The 19,470-nt window shown below is 64.2% G+C and carries 17 protein-coding genes; 12 read left to right on the top strand and 5 right to left on the bottom strand.

Features of this window, described 5'->3' with window-relative positions:
- Window positions 1–9: 9 nt before the first annotated feature.
- Window positions 10–1,452 (bottom strand): nucleobase:cation symporter-2 family protein, encoded by a 1,443-nt coding sequence (locus HOP58_RS18875; RefSeq protein WP_234261187.1) that lies wholly within the window; start codon window positions 1,450–1,452, stop codon window positions 10–12.
- Window positions 1,453–1,747: 295 nt separating this feature from the next.
- Here HOP58_RS18875 and HOP58_RS18870 point away from each other — a divergent pair, with 295 nt between their 5' ends.
- Genes HOP58_RS18870 through HOP58_RS18860 form a run of 3 tightly spaced genes read left to right on the top strand, consistent with a single transcriptional unit; the run spans window position 1,748 to window position 7,213 of the window.
- Window positions 1,748–3,640, top strand: coding sequence for a site-specific DNA-methyltransferase (locus HOP58_RS18870; protein ID WP_234261186.1), 1,893 nt, complete (start codon window positions 1,748–1,750; stop codon window positions 3,638–3,640).
- Window positions 3,640–4,344: a hypothetical protein gene (locus HOP58_RS18865; protein WP_234261185.1), complete on the top strand. Its 705-nt coding sequence runs from the start codon at window positions 3,640–3,642 to the stop codon at window positions 4,342–4,344. The genes HOP58_RS18870 and HOP58_RS18865 overlap by 1 nt, the downstream gene beginning before the upstream one ends.
- Window positions 4,328–7,213 carry a DEAD/DEAH box helicase family protein gene (locus HOP58_RS18860; RefSeq protein WP_234261184.1) on the top strand — a complete coding sequence of 962 codons (2,886 nt, stop codon included), beginning with the start codon at window positions 4,328–4,330 and terminating at the stop codon, window positions 7,211–7,213. Before HOP58_RS18865 ends, HOP58_RS18860 begins: the two co-directional genes overlap by 17 nt.
- 78 nt (window positions 7,214–7,291) lie before the next feature.
- On the opposite strand, the gene HOP58_RS18855 is transcribed toward HOP58_RS18860, so the two are convergent.
- Window positions 7,292–7,783 carry a DUF892 family protein gene (locus HOP58_RS18855; protein WP_234261183.1) on the bottom strand — a complete coding sequence of 164 codons (492 nt, stop codon included), beginning with the start codon at window positions 7,781–7,783 and terminating at the stop codon, window positions 7,292–7,294.
- Window positions 7,784–8,012: 229 nt separating this feature from the next.
- Here HOP58_RS18855 and HOP58_RS18850 point away from each other — a divergent pair, with 229 nt between their 5' ends.
- Window positions 8,013–9,503, top strand: coding sequence for an FAD-dependent oxidoreductase (locus HOP58_RS18850; protein WP_234261182.1), 1,491 nt, complete (start codon window positions 8,013–8,015; stop codon window positions 9,501–9,503).
- 36 nt (window positions 9,504–9,539) lie between these two features.
- On the opposite strand, the gene HOP58_RS18845 is transcribed toward HOP58_RS18850, so the two are convergent.
- Both HOP58_RS18845 and HOP58_RS18840 read right to left on the bottom strand, forming a co-directional pair.
- Window positions 9,540–10,340: a cytochrome c oxidase assembly protein gene (locus tag HOP58_RS18845; RefSeq protein ID WP_010629527.1), complete on the bottom strand. Its 801-nt coding sequence runs from the start codon at window positions 10,338–10,340 to the stop codon at window positions 9,540–9,542.
- 3 nt (window positions 10,341–10,343) lie between these two features.
- Window positions 10,344–10,811, bottom strand: a complete 468-nt coding sequence (locus tag HOP58_RS18840) for a DUF2243 domain-containing protein (RefSeq protein WP_010629526.1) — start codon at window positions 10,809–10,811, stop codon at window positions 10,344–10,346.
- A gap of 195 nt (window positions 10,812–11,006) precedes the next feature.
- Between HOP58_RS18840 and HOP58_RS18835 the strand changes: the two genes are divergently transcribed.
- Window positions 11,007–11,573 (top strand): NnrU family protein, encoded by a 567-nt coding sequence (locus tag HOP58_RS18835; RefSeq protein WP_234261181.1) that lies wholly within the window; start codon window positions 11,007–11,009, stop codon window positions 11,571–11,573.
- A 23-nt stretch (window positions 11,574–11,596) separates the two neighbouring features.
- Here HOP58_RS18835 and HOP58_RS18830 read toward each other — a convergent pair whose 3' ends face one another.
- Complete coding sequence (locus tag HOP58_RS18830; RefSeq protein WP_010629524.1) at window positions 11,597–12,040, bottom strand: nuclear transport factor 2 family protein; 444 nt, start codon at window positions 12,038–12,040, stop codon at window positions 11,597–11,599.
- Between the two features lie 218 nt (window positions 12,041–12,258).
- Between HOP58_RS18830 and HOP58_RS18825 the strand changes: the two genes are divergently transcribed.
- The 7 genes from HOP58_RS18825 to dctP all read left to right on the top strand — a co-directional run bounded on the left by HOP58_RS18825 (window position 12,259) and on the right by dctP (window position 19,354).
- The gene (locus HOP58_RS18825) at window positions 12,259–13,338 is read left to right on the top strand and encodes an NAD(P)-dependent alcohol dehydrogenase (protein WP_010629523.1); all 1,080 of its coding nucleotides are present in this window, start codon (window positions 12,259–12,261) and stop codon (window positions 13,336–13,338) included.
- Window positions 13,339–13,506: 168 nt separating this feature from the next.
- Window positions 13,507–14,622 (top strand): substrate-binding domain-containing protein, encoded by a 1,116-nt coding sequence (locus HOP58_RS18820; RefSeq protein ID WP_234261180.1) that lies wholly within the window; start codon window positions 13,507–13,509, stop codon window positions 14,620–14,622.
- Between the two features lie 227 nt (window positions 14,623–14,849).
- Window positions 14,850–16,019: an ABC transporter ATP-binding protein gene (locus tag HOP58_RS18815; RefSeq protein ID WP_234261179.1), complete on the top strand. Its 1,170-nt coding sequence runs from the start codon at window positions 14,850–14,852 to the stop codon at window positions 16,017–16,019.
- Window positions 16,012–16,899, top strand: coding sequence for an ABC transporter permease (locus HOP58_RS18810; RefSeq protein ID WP_010629520.1), 888 nt, complete (start codon window positions 16,012–16,014; stop codon window positions 16,897–16,899). The genes HOP58_RS18815 and HOP58_RS18810 overlap by 8 nt, the downstream gene beginning before the upstream one ends.
- A gap of 154 nt (window positions 16,900–17,053) precedes the next feature.
- Window positions 17,054–17,860, top strand: a complete 807-nt coding sequence (locus tag HOP58_RS18805; RefSeq protein ID WP_234261178.1) for an ABC transporter permease — start codon at window positions 17,054–17,056, stop codon at window positions 17,858–17,860.
- A 208-nt stretch (window positions 17,861–18,068) separates the two neighbouring features.
- Window positions 18,069–18,800 carry a GntR family transcriptional regulator gene (locus HOP58_RS18800; RefSeq protein WP_234261177.1) on the top strand — a complete coding sequence of 244 codons (732 nt, stop codon included), beginning with the start codon at window positions 18,069–18,071 and terminating at the stop codon, window positions 18,798–18,800.
- Between the two features lie 107 nt (window positions 18,801–18,907).
- Complete coding sequence (gene dctP / locus HOP58_RS18795; RefSeq protein WP_234261176.1) at window positions 18,908–19,354, top strand: TRAP transporter substrate-binding protein DctP; 447 nt, start codon at window positions 18,908–18,910, stop codon at window positions 19,352–19,354.
- The last annotated feature ends 116 nt before the right edge of the window (window positions 19,355–19,470 follow it).

The following is a 19,470-nucleotide window of genomic DNA, read 5'->3' as shown; positions in this document are numbered from 1 at the left end:
GAGCCGGCCTCAGCTGCTGCTGGCGTTGCCAGCCGAGCCTTCCTGGCGATGGGAGCGAAGTGGGGCCTCCCGGTCCTGAGGGGTGCTGCAGTCGGTGTCCTCATCGGCGCGGGCCATGCGTTCGCGCTCGCGCTCCTCGTCGGCCAGGGTGACCCTGGGTAGCACGAGGTTGAGGGTGAAGGCGGTAATGGCCGCGACCACGATGGGGGCGCCGCCGATGGCGTTCTGTATCCAGTCGGGGAGCAGTGCGATCGCTTCGGGCACCTGGGCGATACCCAGGCTCAGGGCGAGCGCCAGGCCGACGATGGTCATGTTGCGGGCGGAGAGCTCGTCCTTGATCAGCAGCTTGATGCCGGTCATGGTGATCATGCCGAACACGATCACGGTGGCGCCGCCGAGTACCGGATAGGGAATGGTCGTCACCAGGGCGCCGAACTTGGGGCTGAACCCGGCCAGCAGCATGAAGCCGCCGGCAAGCGCCAGCACGAAGCGGCTGATCACGCGGGTCATCGCCACGATGCCGACGTTCTGGCTGAAGGTGGCGGTGGGCAGGGCGCCGAAGAAGGCGCTCAGGGTGGTGGTCAGGCCGTTGCCCAGCAGTCCGCCGGTGAGCTCGCGGGTTCTCAGCTCGCGGTTCATGCCGCCCACCGTGGTGGCCGAGAGGTCGCCGATGGTCTGCACGGAGTTGATCACGCAGATGATCACCATGGCGATGATCGCCGAGGTGTGGAACTCCAGCTCGAAGGGCATGAACTGCGGCACGGCCACCCAGCCGGCCTCGGCCACCGCCTCGAAGCTGACCATGCCCAGCAACAACGCCAGCGCGTAGCCCACCAGCATGCCGACGATGATGGCCGAGAGTTTCACCACGCCCCTGCCGAACTGCGAGGCGACCAGCACCGTGGTCAGGGTAACGAGCGCCACGAACCAGTTGAGCGGCTCGCCGAAGCCGGGGGCTTCCACGTTGCCGCTGCCGGCCATGTAGCGCACCGCAATGTCGTAGAGCGACAGCCCGATCACCAGCACCACGGTACCTGCCACCACCGGCGGGAACAGATGGCGGATGTACTGAATGAAGTAGCCCACCACCATCATGCTGATGCCGCCGATGAGCTGCGCGCCGAGAATGCCGGCGATGCCGAACTGGCCGCCCACGGCGACCAGTGTAGGCACGTAGGCGAAGCCGACGCCGAAGATGGCGGGCAGGCGGGCGCCGAACTTCCATACGCCGTAGAGCTGGAACAGCGTGCTGACGCCCGATGCCAGCACCGCGATCTGGATCAGCAGCAGGCGGTCTTCCACGCTGGCGCCCACCACCCCCGCCACGATGATGGGCGGGGTGATCACGCCGGCGATCATCGCCAGCACATGCTGAAGCGAGAGGGGCAGGGCCTTGCCTACGCTCGGCCTGCCATGAAAGTCAAAGATGGATGCGTTGACTTGCTTGGGCATGAGGACTTCCGATCGGTTCTTGGATTTGTATTACTTCATCTTCCTTGAGTGTCTACAGTAGCTCATTAAATTGTATACAGGAAATATTTTCCAGGTCTGGATAGGCCTCTTTCCCCTGCGACTCGATCCTGCCCTCGACCGGCAACGCTGGTAGTATGTTGGCGGCGTGCCGATGAGGGCCGCCGCTTCCTCGAGGTTGCTGGCGAATGGGCTGCAAGGCCGCTGACGACGAAGCAGCGCGGGGTCTGGGCGGTGGCGGGGCAGGGGCTGATGGCGTATCTGGACTGGGCATGAAATGAGCATCGAAAAACTCAAGACGAAGACCGACGACCTGTCGCTCGAGCTGGCGCGCGCGATCGCGGAGCTGATGCCGGACGTGCTCACGGAAACGCGAGATCGGGATGGCCGCCTTCAGCAGACGATCGACTTCGCTCTGCTGCGCCAGGCGCTGGGTGACGCGGCAGCCGACGAGCAGCAGGAGCGCTATCAGCTCGACTGGCCGGGCAAGCGGGCCGCGCTGCGCGAAGCGAATGCCCCAATCCGCATGGCGCTGCGCCCCGCGGAGCGCGAAAGCGTCGACTTCGCCCACTCCCGCAATCTGTTCATCGAGGGCGACAACCTCGACGCCCTGAAGCTGATCCGCGAGAGCTATCTGGGCAAGGTCGACGTCATCTACATCGACCCGCCCTACAACACCGGCAGCGACCTGATCTACAACGACCGCTTCATCACGGCTAAGGACGAGTACCTGGTGAGAAGCGGTCAGGTGGACGAGGCGGGCGGCAAGCTGGTCGCTAACCTGCAGAGCAACGGTCGCTTTCACTCCGACTGGCTGTCGATGATGTACCCGCGGCTGCGCCTGGCGCGCCAGCTGCTCGCCGAGAGCGGCATCCTCTTCATTTCCATTGACGACAACGAGCGGGCCAACCTCGAGAAGCTGTGCGAGGAGATCTTCGGCGGCGGCAACTTCCTCGGCTGCTTCGTCTGGAAGCGCCGCAGCGGTGCCATGGACGCCGTCACCAATCTGAGTGAAGACCACGAATACGTGCTGGTGTACGCCAAGGCGAAGGCGACGTTGAAGGGTGTGGAGCGCACCTTCGAGAAATACGCCAACCCCGACGACGACCCGCGGGGGCCGTGGATCTCGGACAACCTGAGCGCCGGCAAGCCGGGCGGCGACACCCATTACGCTATTCGCGACCCCGCCACCGGCAATGAGTTCTGGCCGCCCAAGGGGCGCTACTGGCCCTATAGCCGCACGACCATGGCCCAGAAGATCGCCGAAGGCCGCGTGATTTTCCCCAAGCAGGCCACCGGCACCCCCATGCTGAAGCGGTTCGCCGCTGAGGCCATGAAACCGACCATTCCGGTCTCCTCGTGGATCGAGCGGCCCGGTGCCGGCAACGGCCAGAGCACCCTGGTCTCGCCCATGAACAGTGCCGCCACCCGGGCGCTCAAGGAGCTGCTGGGCGAGAAGCTGTTCTCGTTCCCCAAGCCGGTGGATCTGGTCAAGGCCCTGATCGAGCAGGGCGGCCCCCGCGATGCCCTGGTGCTGGACTTCTTCGCCGGCTCCGCCACCACCGCCCAGGCGGTGATGGAGTGCAACGCCAGCGACGGCGGCAATCGCCGTTACATCCTGGTGCAGCTGCCGGAGGCGCTCGATGAGCGCTCCGAGGCGGCCAAGCGCGGCTTTCACTCCATCGCCGAGCTGTCCCGGGAGCGCATACGGCGAGCGGCGGCCAAGGTGCTGGAAGGGCAGTGCCATGACGAGTGGCGCCGCGACGTGGGCTTTCGCGTGCTGAAGGTGGACAGCACCAACTTGAAGGAGCTGCGGCAACGCCCGGAGGCGCTCGCTCAGGGCGACCTGCTCGACGCCGTGGACAGCGTCAAACCCGGCCGCAGCGCCGAGGACCTGCTGTTCCAGGTGCTGGTGGACTGGGGGCTGGACCTGACGCTGCCCATCGCCACAGCGCAGGTACAGGGCAAGACGCTGTACCGCGTCGCGGACGATGCGCTGCTGGCCTGCTTCGACCTGGAGATAACGGAAGCCCTGATCGAGGAGCTGGCGGGCTACAAGCCGCGCCGGCTGGTACTGCGCGACAGCGCCTTCGACTCCGACGCCACGCGCATCAACGTGGAGCAGCAGCTGCGCCAGCTCTCGCCCGTCACGGAGCTGAGGGTGCTCTGATGCCCGTCGTGACCGACATCCGCTACGACGCCGAGGTCGAGCGATACCGCATCTTCGTCGACGGTGCCTACTGCACCAGCGTCAGGCAGCGCACCTTTCCCGCGCTGGGCATCGAGCTGGGCCAGCGGATCGACTGCGACGAGATCAAGCGCCGGGAGACGTTTCACTGGAAGCACGCCTACGGCGAAGCGGCCTGGAAGAAAGAGAAGGTACGCATCGCGCGGGTGAAGGCGATCATCGAGGCGCGCTTCTCGGGCCTCGAGGTGCTGGTGGAAGGCTTCGGCGCCGACTCCAACGACTTCATTCCCGAGCACCCGAAGGAGCCAGGCAAACCCGACCTGAGCATTCGCGGCAAGCAGTCGGGGCAGATCTACTGCGCCCTGGAAGTGTCGGGCACCGAGGTGAGAAGAGGGACGGAATACTGGGTCAGGCCCGACAAGCTGAGCTATGCCCAGAACCACCCCGAACAGCACGTCTGGATCTGCCTGCACTACGCCCGCCCCAGCGAAAAGCTGGTGTTCATCCGGCCCGATCCGAGTCAGTGCTACCAGCCCGTACCGGTGCAAGTGGGCAAGGCCATCGAACATTACGTGCTGTTCGACGACGACTCCCGCGAGACCGGAAGCCTGGAAGATTTCTACGCTTTCCTTCTCTCACAGCGACCCGAGCACCTCCTGGCGAGCCGACATGAAGATCCGATTTAAAGTTCAGCCCTATCAGACCAGCGCCGTCGAGTCCGTGGTCGACTGCTTCGCCGGTCAGCCCAGGGTCGATGAGCGGTCGCCCGGCTTCGAGCTGGGGCGCGAAGCTCGGTCACCGGCCTTCGACGAGGTCGTCGCCAATGCCGACTTCGCCATCGACGAGGCGAGCATTCTGGCGAACGTGCAAGCGGTGGCGCAGCGCCAGAACCTGCCCGCGCCGTCGTCGCTCACCGATTTCACCACCCTGGATGCCAAGGGCGAGCTCGTCCCCGTCAAGCCGGCCTACCGGCGCGATGCCCTGGCAGCCACCGGCGTACACCTCGATGTCGAGATGGAAACCGGCACCGGCAAGACCTACTGCTACATCAAGACCATATTCGAGCTGAACAAGCACTACGGCTGGTCCAAGTTCATCGTCATGGTCCCCACCATCGCCATCCGTGAAGGGGTGGCCAAGTCGCTGGAAATGACCGCCGAGCATTTCGCCGAAAGCTACGGCAAGAAGGCGCGCTGCTTCGTCTACAACTCGAAGCTGCTGCACGAGCTGGAGAGCTTCTCGTCGGATGCCGGCATCAACGTCATGGTCATGAACATCCAGGCGTTCAATGCTCGGGGCAAGGACAACCGCCGCATCTACGACGAGCTGGACGACTTCCAGTCGCGCAAGCCCATCGACGTGATCGCCGCCAACCGGCCAATCCTGATTCTCGACGAGCCGCAGAAGATGGAAGGGGCGGCTACCCTGGAGGCGCTGCCGCAGTTCAAGCCGCTGATGATTTTGCGCTATTCGGCCACTCACCGAACCCGCCACAACCGGGTTTTCCGTCTCGATGCGCTCGATGCCTACCAGCAGAAGCTGGTCAAGAAGATAGCCGTGCGCGGCATTCAGACCCGTGGCTTGGCGGGCACCCACGCCTATCTCTATCTCGAGGGCATCGAGATCTCCAAATCGGCCCCGGTGGCACGTATCGAGCTGGAGGTGCTCCAGGAATCGGGCGCCATCGTGCGCAAGCTACGGCGACTGGCGCTGGGTGACGATCTGTTCGAGGCCTCCGGGCAGCTAGAACAGTATCGCGACGGCTTCACCATCAGCGAGATCGACTGTCATCGCGACACGGTCGAGCTCACCAACGGCCTGGTGGTAAAGGCCGGTGAGGCGCGGGGAGACGTCGCCGAGAGCGACATCCGCCGCATCCAGATTCGCGAGACCATCAAGACGCACCTGGACAAGGAGAAGCAGCTCTTCGCCCAGGGTATCAAGGTGCTCTCGCTGTTCTTCATCGACGAGGTGGCGAAGTACCGCGACTACGCCCGGGCCGACGAAAAGGGCGAGTACGCGCGCATCTTCGAAGAGGAGTACGCGCAGCTCAAGGACGAGTATCTCGCCGAGCTGGCCTTGGACGACACGGCCTATCGCAACACGGCCTATCGCCACTACCTGGCAGGCGTCGAGGTCGCCGCCACCCACAGCGGCTACTTCGCCATCGACAGGAAAACCCGCCGGCTGAAGGATCCCGCCGTCGGGGCGCGCAGCGTCGAATCCGACGACGTGGAGGCCTACGACCTGATCCTCAAGGACAAGGAGCGCCTGCTGTCGCTGGCCGAGCCCACGCGGTTCATCTTCTCTCATTCGGCGCTGCGGGAGGGGTGGGACAACCCCAACGTCTTCGTCATGTGCATGCTCAAGCACAGCGACAACAGCATCTCACGCCGCCAGGAAGTCGGCCGCGGGCTGCGCCTCTGCGTCGACCAGCAGGGCGAGCGGATCGACGCGCCGTCGGTTGTGCACGACATCAACGTGCTCACCGTAGTCGCCAGCGAGAGCTACCAGGATTTCGTCGCGGGGCTGCAGCAGGAGATCGTCGATACCCTCACGGGGCGCCCCGGCAAGTTCGACGAGGCGCAGCTGCCCAGGGTGGAGGATGGGCGCAAGCCTAAGACCAATCCGCTCAACGCCAACTTCGACACGGCGGAATTCCAGGCGCTGTGGCAACGCATCGGTCGCCAGGCGGTTTATCGCGTCGAGTTCGATTCCGACGCCCTGGTTCGACAGTGCGCCGAGGCCCTCGACCGCCAGCTGCGGGTGACTTCCTTGCAGTACGGTGTGCGGCGGGGCGTTCAGCGGGACGACCTCAGCGAAGAGACGCTGCGCCAGGGGGAAGGCTTCTCGCTGATGGAGAGTGTGACGGAGTGGGCGCAGGCCGCGCCCGCCCAGGTCAGCTACGACCTGCTCGGCAGGCTGGCCGAGCGTGCTCGGCTCACCCGCCGAACCGTGGCCACCATCCTGCAACGAATTGCTCCCGCCGTCTTCGAGCAGTATCGACTCAATCCCGAGCACTTCATCGCCGAGGCGGCGCGCCTGATTTACGAGCGGAAGGCGGCGATGGCGGTGCGGCACCTCACCTATGCCGCCGTGGATGAGCGCTATGAGACGGGGCTCTTCACCGCCGCCCAGAGCGGACAGGATTTCTCCCGCGCCACGCCCCGGCTTAACAAGCACGTTTACGACTACGCCATCGTCGAGTCCGAGGTGGAGCGCAGATTCGTCCAGGCGCTGGAGGCCAGCGCGGACGTGGCGGTCTATGCCAAGCTTCCGCGGGGCTATCGCATTCCCACCCCGATGGGTGATTACAACCCCGATTGGGCGATCTGTTTCCGAGAAGGCAGCGGTACCCATCGCCATGTCGTGGTCGAAACCAAGGGCAGCTCGTCGCTGACGGCGCTGCGTGACATCGAGCGGGCAAAGGTCGAGTGCGCACGGAAGTTCTTCGATGCCATCGGCAACGACAGCGGCGATGGCGAGCTCAGGTATCTGGTGGTGTCGGACTTCGATGAATTGATGGATGCGGTGAAACAGGTGGAGCGGGCGTGACGCCATCCAGCGGGGGCGCCAGACAAAAAAACCGGCCGGTATCTCCGCCGGCCGGTTCCCTTTCGTCTAGCGGCGTGCTCAGCCAGCCTTTCTGTTGACGTTCTGCTTGGCCAGCTTGCTCAACTTGTCGTCAGTCGATTTCTCTTCCTTGAGCGTCTCGGCCAGGATCTCCTTGGCCTTGGTATGGCCCAGTTGCTCGGCCAGCTCGCACAGGGTGCCGTAGGCAGCGATCTCGAAGTGCTCCACCTTCTGGGCCGCGGCGATCAGGCCGGCATCGCGCAGGGGGCCTTTCTCGGTGGAGTCGATCAGCTCTTCTCCCTCCTGAATCAGGCTCTCCATGGCGTGGCTCTTGAGGCGCTTGATGCGGATATCGGGAATGGAGTCGGCGGCCTGCTCGATGCGCTCCAGTTGGCCTTGCGTCTCTTCGAGATGGTGCTGAAAGGCCTCGACCAGCTTCTGGTCGTCGGCGGCGCGGGCCATTTTCGGTAGCGCGCGGGTCATCTGCTTTTCGGCGCTGTTGGTTTCCGAAAGCAGGCGCATGAACAGTTCCTGTGCATCCTTGATCATCATGAGGCTCCTCCTCTGGATCGTTTCCGTGGCCGTCTTCCTTCGCGGCCTTTCTAACGTAGCAGGTACGCAGACAAGGCTTTATTTCCATTCGGCGACGATATGTGAGGGTGTGCAAACCGGCCGATGGCCAGGCACGTCCTCGCCTCGGGCAGGTAGAACCCTTAGCGCTATCACGCTGGGGCTTCTATAACTGAGGGCAGAGTGCGAGTTGTCCACGAAAGGAGTCGTTATGGATGCGATATGGACGCTGGGAAGCCGCAACGTGGCCGAACACCCGCCGCTCGCCGGAGAGGTCGAGGTGGATGTCGTCATCGTCGGGGCCGGCATCACCGGGCTGACGACGGCGCAGGCGCTGGTCGAAGTCGGCCAGCGCGTCATGGTGCTGGAAGCGGGCAGGGTGGGAGCCGGTGTGACCGGCGGTTCCACCGGTAACCTCTACGCCACGCTGGCCTCCGGGCAGGCCGCGCTGCGGCGCAAGTGGGGCGATCAGGTCTCGGCCGACGTGGTACGGGCCCGCGCGGTGGCCCTCGATCACATTGAGGCGCTGGTCGAGCGCTACGCCATCGACTGCCAGTTCCAGCGTCAGCCGGCCTACCGGCTGCTGACCGAGGATCGTCAGCATGCTCAGCACAACCTGAACGACGAGCTCGACGCACTGGTGAGCGCCGGGCTGGATGCCGAAATGAGCGACGGCCCCGGGCTGCCGTTCGACAGCTGGGGGCTGCGCATCGCCAACCAGGCCCAGTTCAATCCGCTGCACTATCTCCAGGGGCTGGCCAATCGCCTGATCGGCGAAGGGGTGTTGATCCATCAGCACAGCCCGGTGCGCGAGATCGATGCCGCCAAGGGCATGGTCAAGACCGATACCGCCACCGTCGTGGCCAAGCAGATCGTCCAGGCCACCCACACCCCCAAGGGTATCAGCCTGGTTCAGGCCGGCATGCTGGTATCCCGCGAATATGCGGTATGCGCCAAGCTGAGAAGCGGTGACTATCCCGAAGGCATCGTCTGGGTGCTCGACCCGTTTCACTCGCTGCGCAGCTATCGCCATGGCGACGACCACTACCTAGTGGTGATCGGCGAGAAGCACAAGACCGGCGAGCATCATGGCGATCACTACCAGCTGCTGCGCGAATATCTCGAAAGCCGGTTCGATATCGAGGCGTTCACCCACCAGTGGTCGGCCCAGCAGTACGGCTCGCCCGATGGGTTGCCCTACATCGGCCGCATGCACGGCAGCGACAATCTCTACATGGCCACCGGCTTCGGCGCCGACGGTCTGATCTGGGGCACGCTGGCGGGCAGGATCATCGCCGATCGGATCCAGGGCAACGACAACCCCTGGCAGGCCCGCTTCGGCGCGCGTCGCATCACGCCGGGCAAATCGGTGCTGCAGTACGCCAAGGAGAACGTCACCGTCACCAAGCACATGCTCAAGGATTACCTGGGCACCGAGAAGCTGGCCGATTTCAGCGAGGTCAAGGCGGGAGAAGGGCGGGTAGCGACCGTCGATGGAGAGAAGCTCGCCATCCACCGCAGTACGACCGGCGAGCTCAAGGTGCTCTCGGCGATCTGTCCGCACATGAAGTGCATCGTGCACTGGAATGCCGCCGAGGCCACCTGGGACTGCCCCTGTCACGGCAGCCGCTTCGATACCGACGGTGAAGTGATCGAAGGGCCGGCCTTCAGGCCGCTGGAGACAGTACAAGAGCGGCGCTGAGCTTTCGACAAGTCTCCGCTCAATGCAGCGTCCCGCTCATCGCAGTGAAGCAGGCAGCAGGGCTTCACGTCGCTCGACCGGGGTGCGCAGCCACATGGTCAGCAGGGCCACGGCCAGCAGCACCTCGGCCAGGTCGCCGCCGTAATACATCATCTGGGCGGCGGCTTGGATCTCAGCCACGCTGTGGTCGGTGCCGCGTGGCCAGTGATAGCCGTACATCAGCTTGCCGAGCAGCGCATGGGTGGCCATGGAGAGAAACAGCACCCCCAGGCGAAAGCGCAGGCTCAGTCGGTGGGGTGAGGCGTCCGGCCCCGCCAGGATGGCCCAGCAGAACAGGTAGCCTGCCACCAGGAAGTGTAGATGAACCCAATGATGCAGCAGCTCGCTTTGCAGCGAGAGGGCATACAGCGGGGTCAGGTAGAGCAGGTACATGCCGCCGATGTTGAGCAGCAGGGCGCTCAGCGGATGCGATACGACACGTACCGGCAAGCTCCTGAGCAACGCGGCGACACGGCGCGACGCTGCCTGAGGCAGTGAGCGCAGCAGCAGTGTCACGGGAGCAGCCAGGACCCAGGCCAGCGGTGCCAGCATGCCCATCACCAGATGCAGTGCCATGTGGCCGTTCAGGTCGTGGTGCGCCCAGGCCATCACGGGAGGCGCCACCGCCTGGGCGAGCAGTACGCTGCCCATCAGGAAGAAGGCGCTGCGCCAGCGGCTCCAGTCGTTGCCTCGACGGCGCTGCCGCCTGGCGGCCAGCAGGTAGGCCAGGGTGATCAGGCCAACCAGGGCGAGAGGCAGCCATGCCAGCAGCGAGATCTCGTCGGTGTGCGCATGCATGGCTCAGCGGTCCAGCCGTCTGGCGCGTCGATAGAGCCACACGCCCACCAGCAGCAGCGCCAGGGCGGAGAGATTCCAGATCAGGTCGTAATAGAACAGATCGACCCCGTAGCGGATCTGATGGATGCGCAGCAGCTTGTGGCTGACGATACCGTCGAAGAGCTGAAAGCCGCCCATGCCGAGGAAAAAGCCGGTCCAGGCCCAGTGCGTCGCCAGTCTGCGCCGCTGTGCCAGGTCGATCAGCAGAAACGCCCCGATCACGATGGCGAGCAGTTCCGCTGCATGCAGCAGGCCATCGGAGACGATGCCGACGGTCGGCGTGGCGTGGTCGAAGAAGTGGTGCCACTGCAGCAACTGGTGAAAGACGATTTCATCGATGCCGGCCATGACGCCGGCGCCGACCAGTACGGCAGACCACAGCGAGCGGCGAGCGCCCCTCTCCTTGGGCGAATGGAAAGACGGAGTCGTCATGGGCATCCTTGCGCGTGATGGCTCCTCTCAAGGTAGGTCAGCCCGGTCGCGGTGCAAGCCGGCAGTAGTGTTCACGGCAGACTTCGCTGCTGGGAAAGTTGGTGTAACCCATCAGTATGGTTAAGCTGCATCATGTTTCATTGTCGGCAGCCGTGAGGCTCGCCGCCCCAATACGCTTTGCACAGGAAGCCACCCATGCTCGTGATGATCCTTGGCCTCGTGATTTTTCTCGGTGCCCACTCCGTTCGCATCTTCGCCGAGGACTGGCGCAGCGAGCAGATACGCCGCCTGGGGGAGATGCGCTGGAAAGCGCTGTTTTCGGTGGTTTCCATCGTCGGTCTGGCGCTGGCAATCTGGGGCTTCGGGCGCATGCGGCTCGACCCCATCTGGGTATGGTTTCCGCCGGTGGGACTGCGCCATGCCGTAGCGCTGCTGATGATCCCAGCCTTCATTCTGCTGGTGGCGGCCTATGTGCCCAACAACCACATCAAGGCCAAGTTGGGTCACTCCATGGTGCTGGCGGTGAAGGTGTGGGCCTTTTCTCACCTGCTGGCGAACGGTCGCCTGGGCGACATCATCTTCTTCGGCGCCTTCCTGCTGTGGGCGGTGCTCGACTTCCGTGCCGCCAGGCGCCGGCAGCCGGCACCCGCGGTGACGCCGCGTCCGGTCGGCACGGCCATTACCGTCGTCGGTGGGTTGATCGCGTATTACCTGTTCGCCTTCCACCTGCACGTTTGGGTGACCGGCGTGCCGGTGATGTAGCGAATCGCCCATTGGGGCCGACCTCAGGGAGCGAGGTCGAGCAATGCCTTGTCGCCTTCCATGTCGAAAGGGGCGGAAAAATGTTCGTGCACCACCTTCCACTCGCCCTCGATGCGCCGGTAGCCGCTGGTCAAGCGTAGCCATCCCGCCTGGGTTTCGCCCTTGGCATCGGTGCCGCCGCAGCGTTGCAGGGCGTGGCAGAAGGCCACCTGGTGATCGGCATGGATCGTCACCTCGTGCAGTTCGAGAACCATCGGCCCCGGGAACATTTCCACGCACGTTTGCCAGTGGTCGCGGTAGGCCGCCACCCCCTTGAATTGCAGCTTCATCGCCGCATCGAAGGCGACGATGTCCGGGGCATAGTGAGCGACGATGGCGTCGACGTCCTGGGCGCGCACTGCGGCCGCCCAGCTTTCCAGCTGTTCCAGTACCGCAGCCTCGGCGGATAGGCTGGCATGAGTCGTCATGGGATCTCTCCTCGGTTCGTCTGGGTCCGTTCTCAGTCTGGCACTTTCCTGTCGTTCGAGTGGCGCTGAAATCGACTCACGGCTGAGCGGAGGTGACCCCTTTTCCGGCGATCTTGGCTACCTTGATCTGTATCAAGAGGTGCAGGCCGCCCGTGACGGATAGTTCTCCTACGGAATCGCTCTTCGTCAACGACCAGATGACATGAGGAAGCCACGCCATGCCTGCCATGATGAAAGCCGCCATCTTCGTCGAGCCCGGCCGCATCGAGATCGACGACAAGCCGATACCCGACATCGGCCCCAACGACGCCCTGATCCGCGTCACCACCACCACGATCTGCGGTACCGACGTGCACATCCTCAAGGGCGAGTACCCGGTCGAGCGCGGGCTCACCATCGGGCATGAGCCGGTTGGCGTGATCGAGAAGCTGGGCGCCAACGTGCGCGGTTACCAGGAGGGGCAGCGGGTCATCGCCGGCGCCATCTGCCCCAGTTTCACCTCCTATGCCTGCCAGGACGGCTGCTGCGCCCAGGATGGCGGCCACCATGCCCACGGCTACAAGCCGATGGGCGGCTGGCGCTTCGGTAACACCATCGACGGCGCCCAGGCGGAGTACCTGCTGGTGCCGGATGCCCAGGCCAACCTCGCCCCGGTACCCGATGGACTGACCGACGAGCAAGTGCTGATGTGTCCCGACATCATGTCGACCGGCTTTGCCGGTGCCGAATCCGCGGGCATCAAGATCGGCGACAGCGTCGCGGTGTTCGCCCAGGGGCCCATCGGTCTGTGCGCCACGGCCGGTGCCAGGCTGCGCGGTGCCGGGCTGATCATCGTCGTGGATGGGGTCGATGAGCGCCTGGCCATGGCGCGGCAGATGGGCGCGGACGTGACCCTGGATTTTCGCAAGGTCGACGTGGTCGAGGAGATTCTGCGCATCACCGGCGGACGTGGCGTGGACGCTTCCATCGAGGCGCTGGGGCTGCAATCCACCTTCGAAGCTGCGCTCCGGGTGGTCAAGCCGGGCGGTACCCTGTCGAGCCTGGGTGTCTATTCGAGCGATCTCACCATACCGTTGGGCGCCTTCTGTGCCGGCCTGGGAGATCACAAGATAGTCACCTCGCTCTGCCCCGGCGGCAAGGAGCGCATGCGGCGGCTGATGCAGGTGATCGAAACCGGGCGCATCGACCTCGGCCCCATGGTCACCCACCGCTATGCGCTGGAGGACATCGTCGAGGCCTACGACCTCTTCTCCCATCAGCGCGATGGCGTCTTGAAGGTGGCGATACAAGCAAGCTGAATAACGTTGAAACGGCATACGCTCTTTTCTGCACAGGCTGCTACCCTTCGTTACATGGGATTGAACGGTCATTCAATGTTCATCCTCTCGTCATGAAGTCACGCGATAAGGGGCGGGGGCAGAACCCCGCCTTTGTCACCTGTGCAAGTTCCTCATGGAGAGCTCGTCATGTCGTTCACTCGCCGCCGTTTCCTCAAAGGCACCCTGGCTGCCGGCGCGGTCGCCACCGTTCCTTCGTTCTACATCAACAAGGTGCTGGCCCAGGAGCAGACCCTGCGCATCTATGCCTGGGCGGGCTACTTCACCGACGAGATGCTGGCCGACTTCACCGAGAAGACCGGTATCCGCGCCACCTTCACCCCATACGGCACCAACGACGAGCTGATGAACTCGCTGCGCGCCTCCGACGGCTCGGGCTTCGACGTGATCATGCCCACCGTGGATCGGGTGCCGGGCTACCTGGATTACGATCTGGTGCAGCCGCTGGACGAGTCGCGCATCAATTGGTCGGGGGCGCTCGACAGCGCCATCGAGGGTTCCAGAGTCGGCGGTGTGGTCAACGGCCAGCGCTACTTCGCCCCCAGCGACTGGGGCACCGAGGCCATCACCTGGCATCGCCGCTTCGTCGATATCGACCGCGCCAACCTCAGCTATGCCGACCTGTGGAACCCCGAGCACGGCCAGGGGGTGACGGTGCGTGGCCACTCGGCGCTAGTGGGTATCGGCCTGTGGCTGGAGCGCGAGGGCAGGCTGCCTTACCCGCTGCTCGACTCCTACAAGAGCGAGGAGGCCATGCGCGCCAACTTCGACGTCATCCTCGAGGAGGCGGTCAAGCACAAGCAGATGCTGGTGCAGTTCTGGAACACCGAGAACGAGGCTCAGGCCGCTTTCCGCACCAACGGCGCCGTCATCGGCCAGACCTGGGACTCCACCGCCTTCCGCCTGCGCCAGGAGGGCGAGGACATCGCCTACGGTGCGCCGAAGGAAGGCGCGATGGCGTGGATGGAGGGCTTCGTGATTCCCAAGAATGCCCAGAACCCCGATGCCGTGTACGAGCTGATCAACTGGTACTACACCCCCGAGGCGGGCGCCATGTTCGCCGAGGCCACCGGCTACAACTCCACCTCCAAGGGCGCCACCGAGCTGCTGCCCGACGAGACCCGCCAGTTCTTCACCGACTCCTACACCGATGAGGACCTGGCCAACCTGTGGTGGTGGCCGATCCAGGAGCCGTGGTACGTGGCCCTGCGCAATGAGTACCAGGATCGCTATCTCAGCGCTTAGGGATGAAAGTGGCTGCGCTCGGCCATACGTCGTTAAAAATCAGCTCAAGATGCTCATTTACTACAGTAAACTCCGCTCTTTCGCTGATTTTTGCCTAGTCTGGCCATCGCCGCCGACTTTCCGCAAGTAGCTCTAAAAGGCGGCTTCGATGAGATATCGAAGCCGCTTTACCCCCTGACGCTACGGTGTCAAAAGAATCAGCAATACAGAACATAGGCAGTCATTGAATGGACGGTAGCGTCAGACTGGACGAGGTGGTGATGCGCTTCGGCGATTTCACCGCCATCGAGAAGACCTCGCTTGCGATAGGCTCAGGCGAATTTTTCAGCTTTCTCGGCCCCTCGGGCTGCGGCAAGACCACCCTGCTCAACATCGTCAGCGGGTTTCTCGTACCCAGCGAAGGGCAGGTGTACATCGGGGACGAACCCATGGCCGGGGTGCCGGTGAATCGCCGGCCCACGGCGATGATCTTCCAGAACCTGGCGCTCTTCCCCCTGATGACCGTATTCGAGAACATCGAGTTCGGTCTCGAGGTGCGCGGGGTCGACAAGCGCAAGCGGCGTGAGGTGTCCGAGCGTCTGCTGGCGCTGGTGGCGCTGGAGGGCAGCGGCCCGAAGATGGTGACCGAGCTCTCCGGCGGGCAGAAGCAGCGCGTGGCCATCGCCCGTGCCCTGGCGGTGGAGCCCCGGGTGCTGCTGCTCGACGAGCCGCTCTCGGCGCTCGACCTCAAGCTGCGCCAGCACATGCGCACCGAACTCAAGGCGATCCAGCGCAAGACCGGCATCACCTTCATCTACATCACCCACGACCAGGGCGAGGCGCTGAACATGTCCGACCGGGTGGCAGTGATGTCGGCCGGGCGCATTCAGCAGGTCGCCGACCCCATGACGCTCTATCGCCAGCCGGCCACCGGCTTCGTCGCCGCCTTCGTCGGGGAGAACAACCGTCTCCAGGCGCGCGTGATCGACTGTGAAGGCGAGCGGGTGCGCCTCGACGGTGGTGCCCTGGGCGAACTGGCGGGGCGGGTGAGCGGTGCCGCGCGTCTGAGCAACGGCGAGGCGGCGGTGCTGTTTGTGCGGCCCGAGCATCTGCGTCCGGTGGAGCCCCAGGCCTCGGGCCCGAAGCTCGAAGCCGAGATCGAGGCGGTGCACTTCGAGGGCGCCTGGGTGATGCTCGAGACGCGCCTGATCGCCTCGGGCGAGAAGCTGCGCGTTCAACTCGGCCATGAGCTTTCGCGCAGTCAGGCCGGCGCTTTCAGCGTGGGTCAGCGGCTCGCCTTCGGCTTCGATCCGGCCGACGCCGTGGTGCTGCCCGACGACGGCAGTCCGGTGGTGGACGAGGAGACCGGCGAGGTCGTGGAAGGGCGCCCGGCGTCGGCAGGGGGTACCCATGTTTAGGCAACTGCGGGCCCGCTTCGGCGGGCCGCTGGCGATGGCCATCGTCACCCTGCTGGGTATCTGGCTGATCGTGATGGTGACCCTGCCGCAACTGCAGATGATCGAGTACTCGCTGCGGCCCAACCTGCTGCCGGCGCAGATCGGCGGGCCCGACGATCGGCTCACGCTGGCCAACTACGCCACCCTGTTCAACAACGACATCCACCGCACCATCTTCTTCAAGACCATCTGGTCGAGCGTGCTGGTCACGCTGCTGACGCTGGCGGTGAGCTATCCGCTGGCCTGGTACCTGGCCAAGGTGGCCACCCCGCGGCAGGCGGCGCTGTGCATCCTGCTGCTGATCATCCCGTTCTGGATCAACGAGATCCTGCGCACCTACTCCTGGTTCATCATCCTGGCCTTTCGCGGCCCGCTCAACGAGGTGCTGATGATGCTGGGGCTGATCGACCGGCCCATCCGCTTCCTTAGCGGCAACGGCGGGGTGATGGTGGGCATGGTCTACGCCTACATCCTGTTCATGGTGTTTCCGGTCTACAACGCTATCGAGAGCCTCGACGACAACCAGGTGCGCGCCGCCCGGGATCTCGGTGCCGGCACCGTGCGCACCCATCGGCGTATCGTCATTCCCCACGCCAAGCCGGGCATCGCCACCGGCTGCATCATGACCTTCATGCTGGCGGCGGGCAGCTACGCGGTGCCGGCGCTGCTCGGCTCGCCGGGCAGCCGCTGGTTCACTCAGATCATCTACAACTGGTTCTTCGAGGGCGGCAACTGGAACCAGGGCGCGGCCTACGCCTTCCTGCTGCTGGTGCTGTGTATCGGCTTCATGTCGTTGATCATGAAAATATTCAAAGTGGGGCTGGGGGATATCGGAAAATGAGGGAACCACCGCATAAATGCCTGCACGAACGAATCGCTGCGTTGCGCGGTGCGCGTAATCCTCACATATACCCCATATGCTCCGGTTACTGTGCTCCGTGCGCCTTGCGCTTCATTTCGCTCGCCGATTTCTGCGGCGCTTCCGGTAAAAAGATATGAGCTCTCAACGCTTCCTCGCCTTCGGCCTGCGCTTCTACGTGGTGATCTTCTTTATCTATCTGTTCCTGCCGCTGATCATTATGGCGGCGGCCACCTTCAATGACAGCCGCTTCCCCACCGTGACGCCCTGGGACGGCACCACGCTGCGCTGGTTCGGCGAGCTCGCTGCCGACCGCGGCATGTGGCAGGCGCTCGCCAACAGCCTGATCGTGGCCGCCGGGGTGCTGGTGGTGGCGGTGCCCATCGGTATCGCCACGGCGCTGTTCCTCAATACCGTGACCAGTCGTGCCAAGCCGTTCCTGTATGCCCTAATCCTCTCGCCGCTGCTCACGCCCGGGGTGATCATCGGCATCTCCACGCTGATCTTCTGGCGTCAGTTCGGCGTCAGTGGTGGCATCTTCCTCACCGTGCTGGGTCAGGCCACCTTCATCGCCGCCTACGTGATGTTGATGGTCACCGCGCGTCTGCAGCGCTTCGACCGCACCATGGAACGCGCGGCGCTGGACCTCGGTGCCAGCCAGTGGCAGATGTTCCGGCGCATCCTGCTGCCGTACCTCAAGCCGGCGCTCTACTCGGCGGCGGTGATCGCCTTCCTGCAATCCTTCGAGAACTACAACACCACCCTGTTCGTAGTGGGCTACGACACTACTCTGACGGTCTACATCGCCTCCAAGGTGCGCACCGGTTTGACGCCGGCGGTGAACGCCCTGGGGCTGATCCTGATCCTGGTGACGGTGATGTTTGCCGCCATCTACGAGCTCAAGCGGCGGCGCGAGGCCGCACGTGCAGTGCAAGGGGTGTAACTGGTGTAGCTGCTGTAACTAACGGACAGGGGCGGCCGCGAGGCCGCCCCTGTCCTCGTGTAACGCTTCCTCGTTTTCTCATCGAACGTCGAACTCCGGACTCGACCAAAGTCTAGTCGAGCGAGCCTTTCTGTTTTCTAGTCTAACTACCATACTAGTTGTGTCAGTTGGCGGCAGCGCCTTTTCGCACGCGATTCGGAATAGATCCATGAACAAGACCCTACAAACGCTATGGCAGGAGACCCGCGAGAGCGACTCGGTGCGCCAGCGGCTCTATCAGGTATTGCGCCAGTCGATCATCCGCATGGTGCTGGAGCCCGGCCAGGCGCTGTCCGAGAAGGAGCTCGCCGATGCCTTTGCCGTCAGCCGCCAGCCGGTGCGGGAAGCCTTCATTCGGCTCTCCGAGGCGGGGCTGGTGGAAGTGCGCCCCCAGAGAGGCACCTACGTGGTGCGGATCTCGCGTCAGGCCGTGCTGGAAGCACGCTTCCTTCGCGAGGCGGTGGAGGTGGCGATCGCCCGGGAGGCCGCCGAGAAGGGCCTGGCTCCTGCGGTGCTGAGGGAGCTGAACGAGCTGATCGAGCGCCAGCGCGGCTGCATCGATCCCGTCGATCACGACCGTTTCTACCTGCTCGATGAAGCTTTTCACCGTACTTTGGCGCTCGAGGTGGGCAACACCATGGCGTGGCGCGTGATCGAGGACGTCAAGGCGCAGCTGGACCGGGTCCGCTACTTGAGCGTCCCGGATTCGACGCCGATCGCCAAGCTCACCGACCAGCACCAGACCGTGGTAACGGCCATTGCCGCACGCCAACCGGAGCAGGCCGCCCAGGCCATGGCTGCGCATCAGCGCGAAATCCTGCTCTCCCTGCCGGAGCTGGAGCGGCGTTTCCCGACGATGTTCGAGGCGACCGCCGCCGCGGCCCCCTTGGCAGAAATATGAACTGGCAGAAGCAGGAATGAACAGGCAGCGCCCTGGCCGGCGCTGCGACAGGTAAATACGACCAACGAAGCGGCCAATCCAGTAATAACAAGACACAGGAGCCCGTCATGAAAGTCCAGACCCTCGTTCCCGCGCTGGCGCTGCTGCTGGCCGGCAACGCCGCCCAGGCGGCCTACCAGCTCAATCTCTCGTCCGCCCTCAGCTCCCAAGACCCCATCGTGCAGGCGATGGAGAGCGCCAGTGAGGCGATTGCACAGCGCTCGGAAGGCGAACTGACCGTGCGCGTCTTTCCCAACAGCCAGCTCGGCTCCGACGAGGACGTGGTCGAGCAGATCCGCAGTGGCGCCAACATCGCCATTCTGATCGATGCCGGGCGGCTCTCCGAGTACCAGCCGGAGTTGGGCATTCTCAGCGCGCCTTACCTGGTCGAGGATCACACCGACTACGACCAGATCACCTCGTCCGAGCTCTATCAGGAGTGGGTCGAGGGGCTGGCCGACAGCAGTGGCCTGCGCCTGCTCAACTACAACTGGTTCCAGGGCTCGCGTCCCTAGATTCATAGAATAACCGCAGCACTTTGGACCACCCGGTAGAAGCAGGAGGGCCAGCGCCGGTACCCTCCCTGCTTTACCGACCAAAGTGAAGCAGAGCATGGGATACCGACAGCTGA

Source organism: Halomonas sp. MCCC 1A11062, assembly GCF_021404355.1.
In the GTDB taxonomy this organism is placed as follows: domain Bacteria; phylum Pseudomonadota; class Gammaproteobacteria; order Pseudomonadales; family Halomonadaceae; genus Halomonas; species Halomonas aerodenitrificans.
The sequence above is the reverse complement of the archived record's forward strand: the minus strand, read 5'-3'. Positions and strand labels throughout refer to the sequence as shown.

Excerpts from the sequence above, each read along its gene's own strand:
- HOP58_RS18875 (WP_234261187.1), bottom strand. The coding sequence starts at position 1,452 with ATGCCCAAGCAAGTCAACGCATCCATCTTTGACTTTCATGGCAGGCCG.
- HOP58_RS18870 (WP_234261186.1), top strand. The coding sequence starts at position 1,748 with ATGAGCATCGAAAAACTCAAGACGAAGACCGACGACCTGTCGCTCGAG.
- HOP58_RS18865 (WP_234261185.1), top strand. The coding sequence starts at position 3,640 with ATGCCCGTCGTGACCGACATCCGCTACGACGCCGAGGTCGAGCGATAC.
- HOP58_RS18860 (WP_234261184.1), top strand. The coding sequence starts at position 4,328 with ATGAAGATCCGATTTAAAGTTCAGCCCTATCAGACCAGCGCCGTCGAG.
- HOP58_RS18855 (WP_234261183.1), bottom strand. The coding sequence starts at position 7,783 with ATGATGATCAAGGATGCACAGGAACTGTTCATGCGCCTGCTTTCGGAA.
- HOP58_RS18850 (WP_234261182.1), top strand. The coding sequence starts at position 8,013 with ATGGATGCGATATGGACGCTGGGAAGCCGCAACGTGGCCGAACACCCG.
- HOP58_RS18845 (WP_010629527.1), bottom strand. The coding sequence starts at position 10,340 with ATGCATGCGCACACCGACGAGATCTCGCTGCTGGCATGGCTGCCTCTC.
- HOP58_RS18840 (WP_010629526.1), bottom strand. The coding sequence starts at position 10,811 with ATGACGACTCCGTCTTTCCATTCGCCCAAGGAGAGGGGCGCTCGCCGC.
- HOP58_RS18835 (WP_234261181.1), top strand. The coding sequence starts at position 11,007 with ATGCTCGTGATGATCCTTGGCCTCGTGATTTTTCTCGGTGCCCACTCC.
- HOP58_RS18830 (WP_010629524.1), bottom strand. The coding sequence starts at position 12,040 with ATGACGACTCATGCCAGCCTATCCGCCGAGGCTGCGGTACTGGAACAG.
- HOP58_RS18825 (WP_010629523.1), top strand. The coding sequence starts at position 12,259 with ATGCCTGCCATGATGAAAGCCGCCATCTTCGTCGAGCCCGGCCGCATC.
- HOP58_RS18820 (WP_234261180.1), top strand. The coding sequence starts at position 13,507 with ATGTCGTTCACTCGCCGCCGTTTCCTCAAAGGCACCCTGGCTGCCGGC.
- HOP58_RS18815 (WP_234261179.1), top strand. The coding sequence starts at position 14,850 with ATGGACGGTAGCGTCAGACTGGACGAGGTGGTGATGCGCTTCGGCGAT.
- HOP58_RS18810 (WP_010629520.1), top strand. The coding sequence starts at position 16,012 with ATGTTTAGGCAACTGCGGGCCCGCTTCGGCGGGCCGCTGGCGATGGCC.
- HOP58_RS18805 (WP_234261178.1), top strand. The coding sequence starts at position 17,054 with ATGAGCTCTCAACGCTTCCTCGCCTTCGGCCTGCGCTTCTACGTGGTG.
- HOP58_RS18800 (WP_234261177.1), top strand. The coding sequence starts at position 18,069 with ATGAACAAGACCCTACAAACGCTATGGCAGGAGACCCGCGAGAGCGAC.
- dctP (WP_234261176.1), top strand. The coding sequence starts at position 18,908 with ATGAAAGTCCAGACCCTCGTTCCCGCGCTGGCGCTGCTGCTGGCCGGC.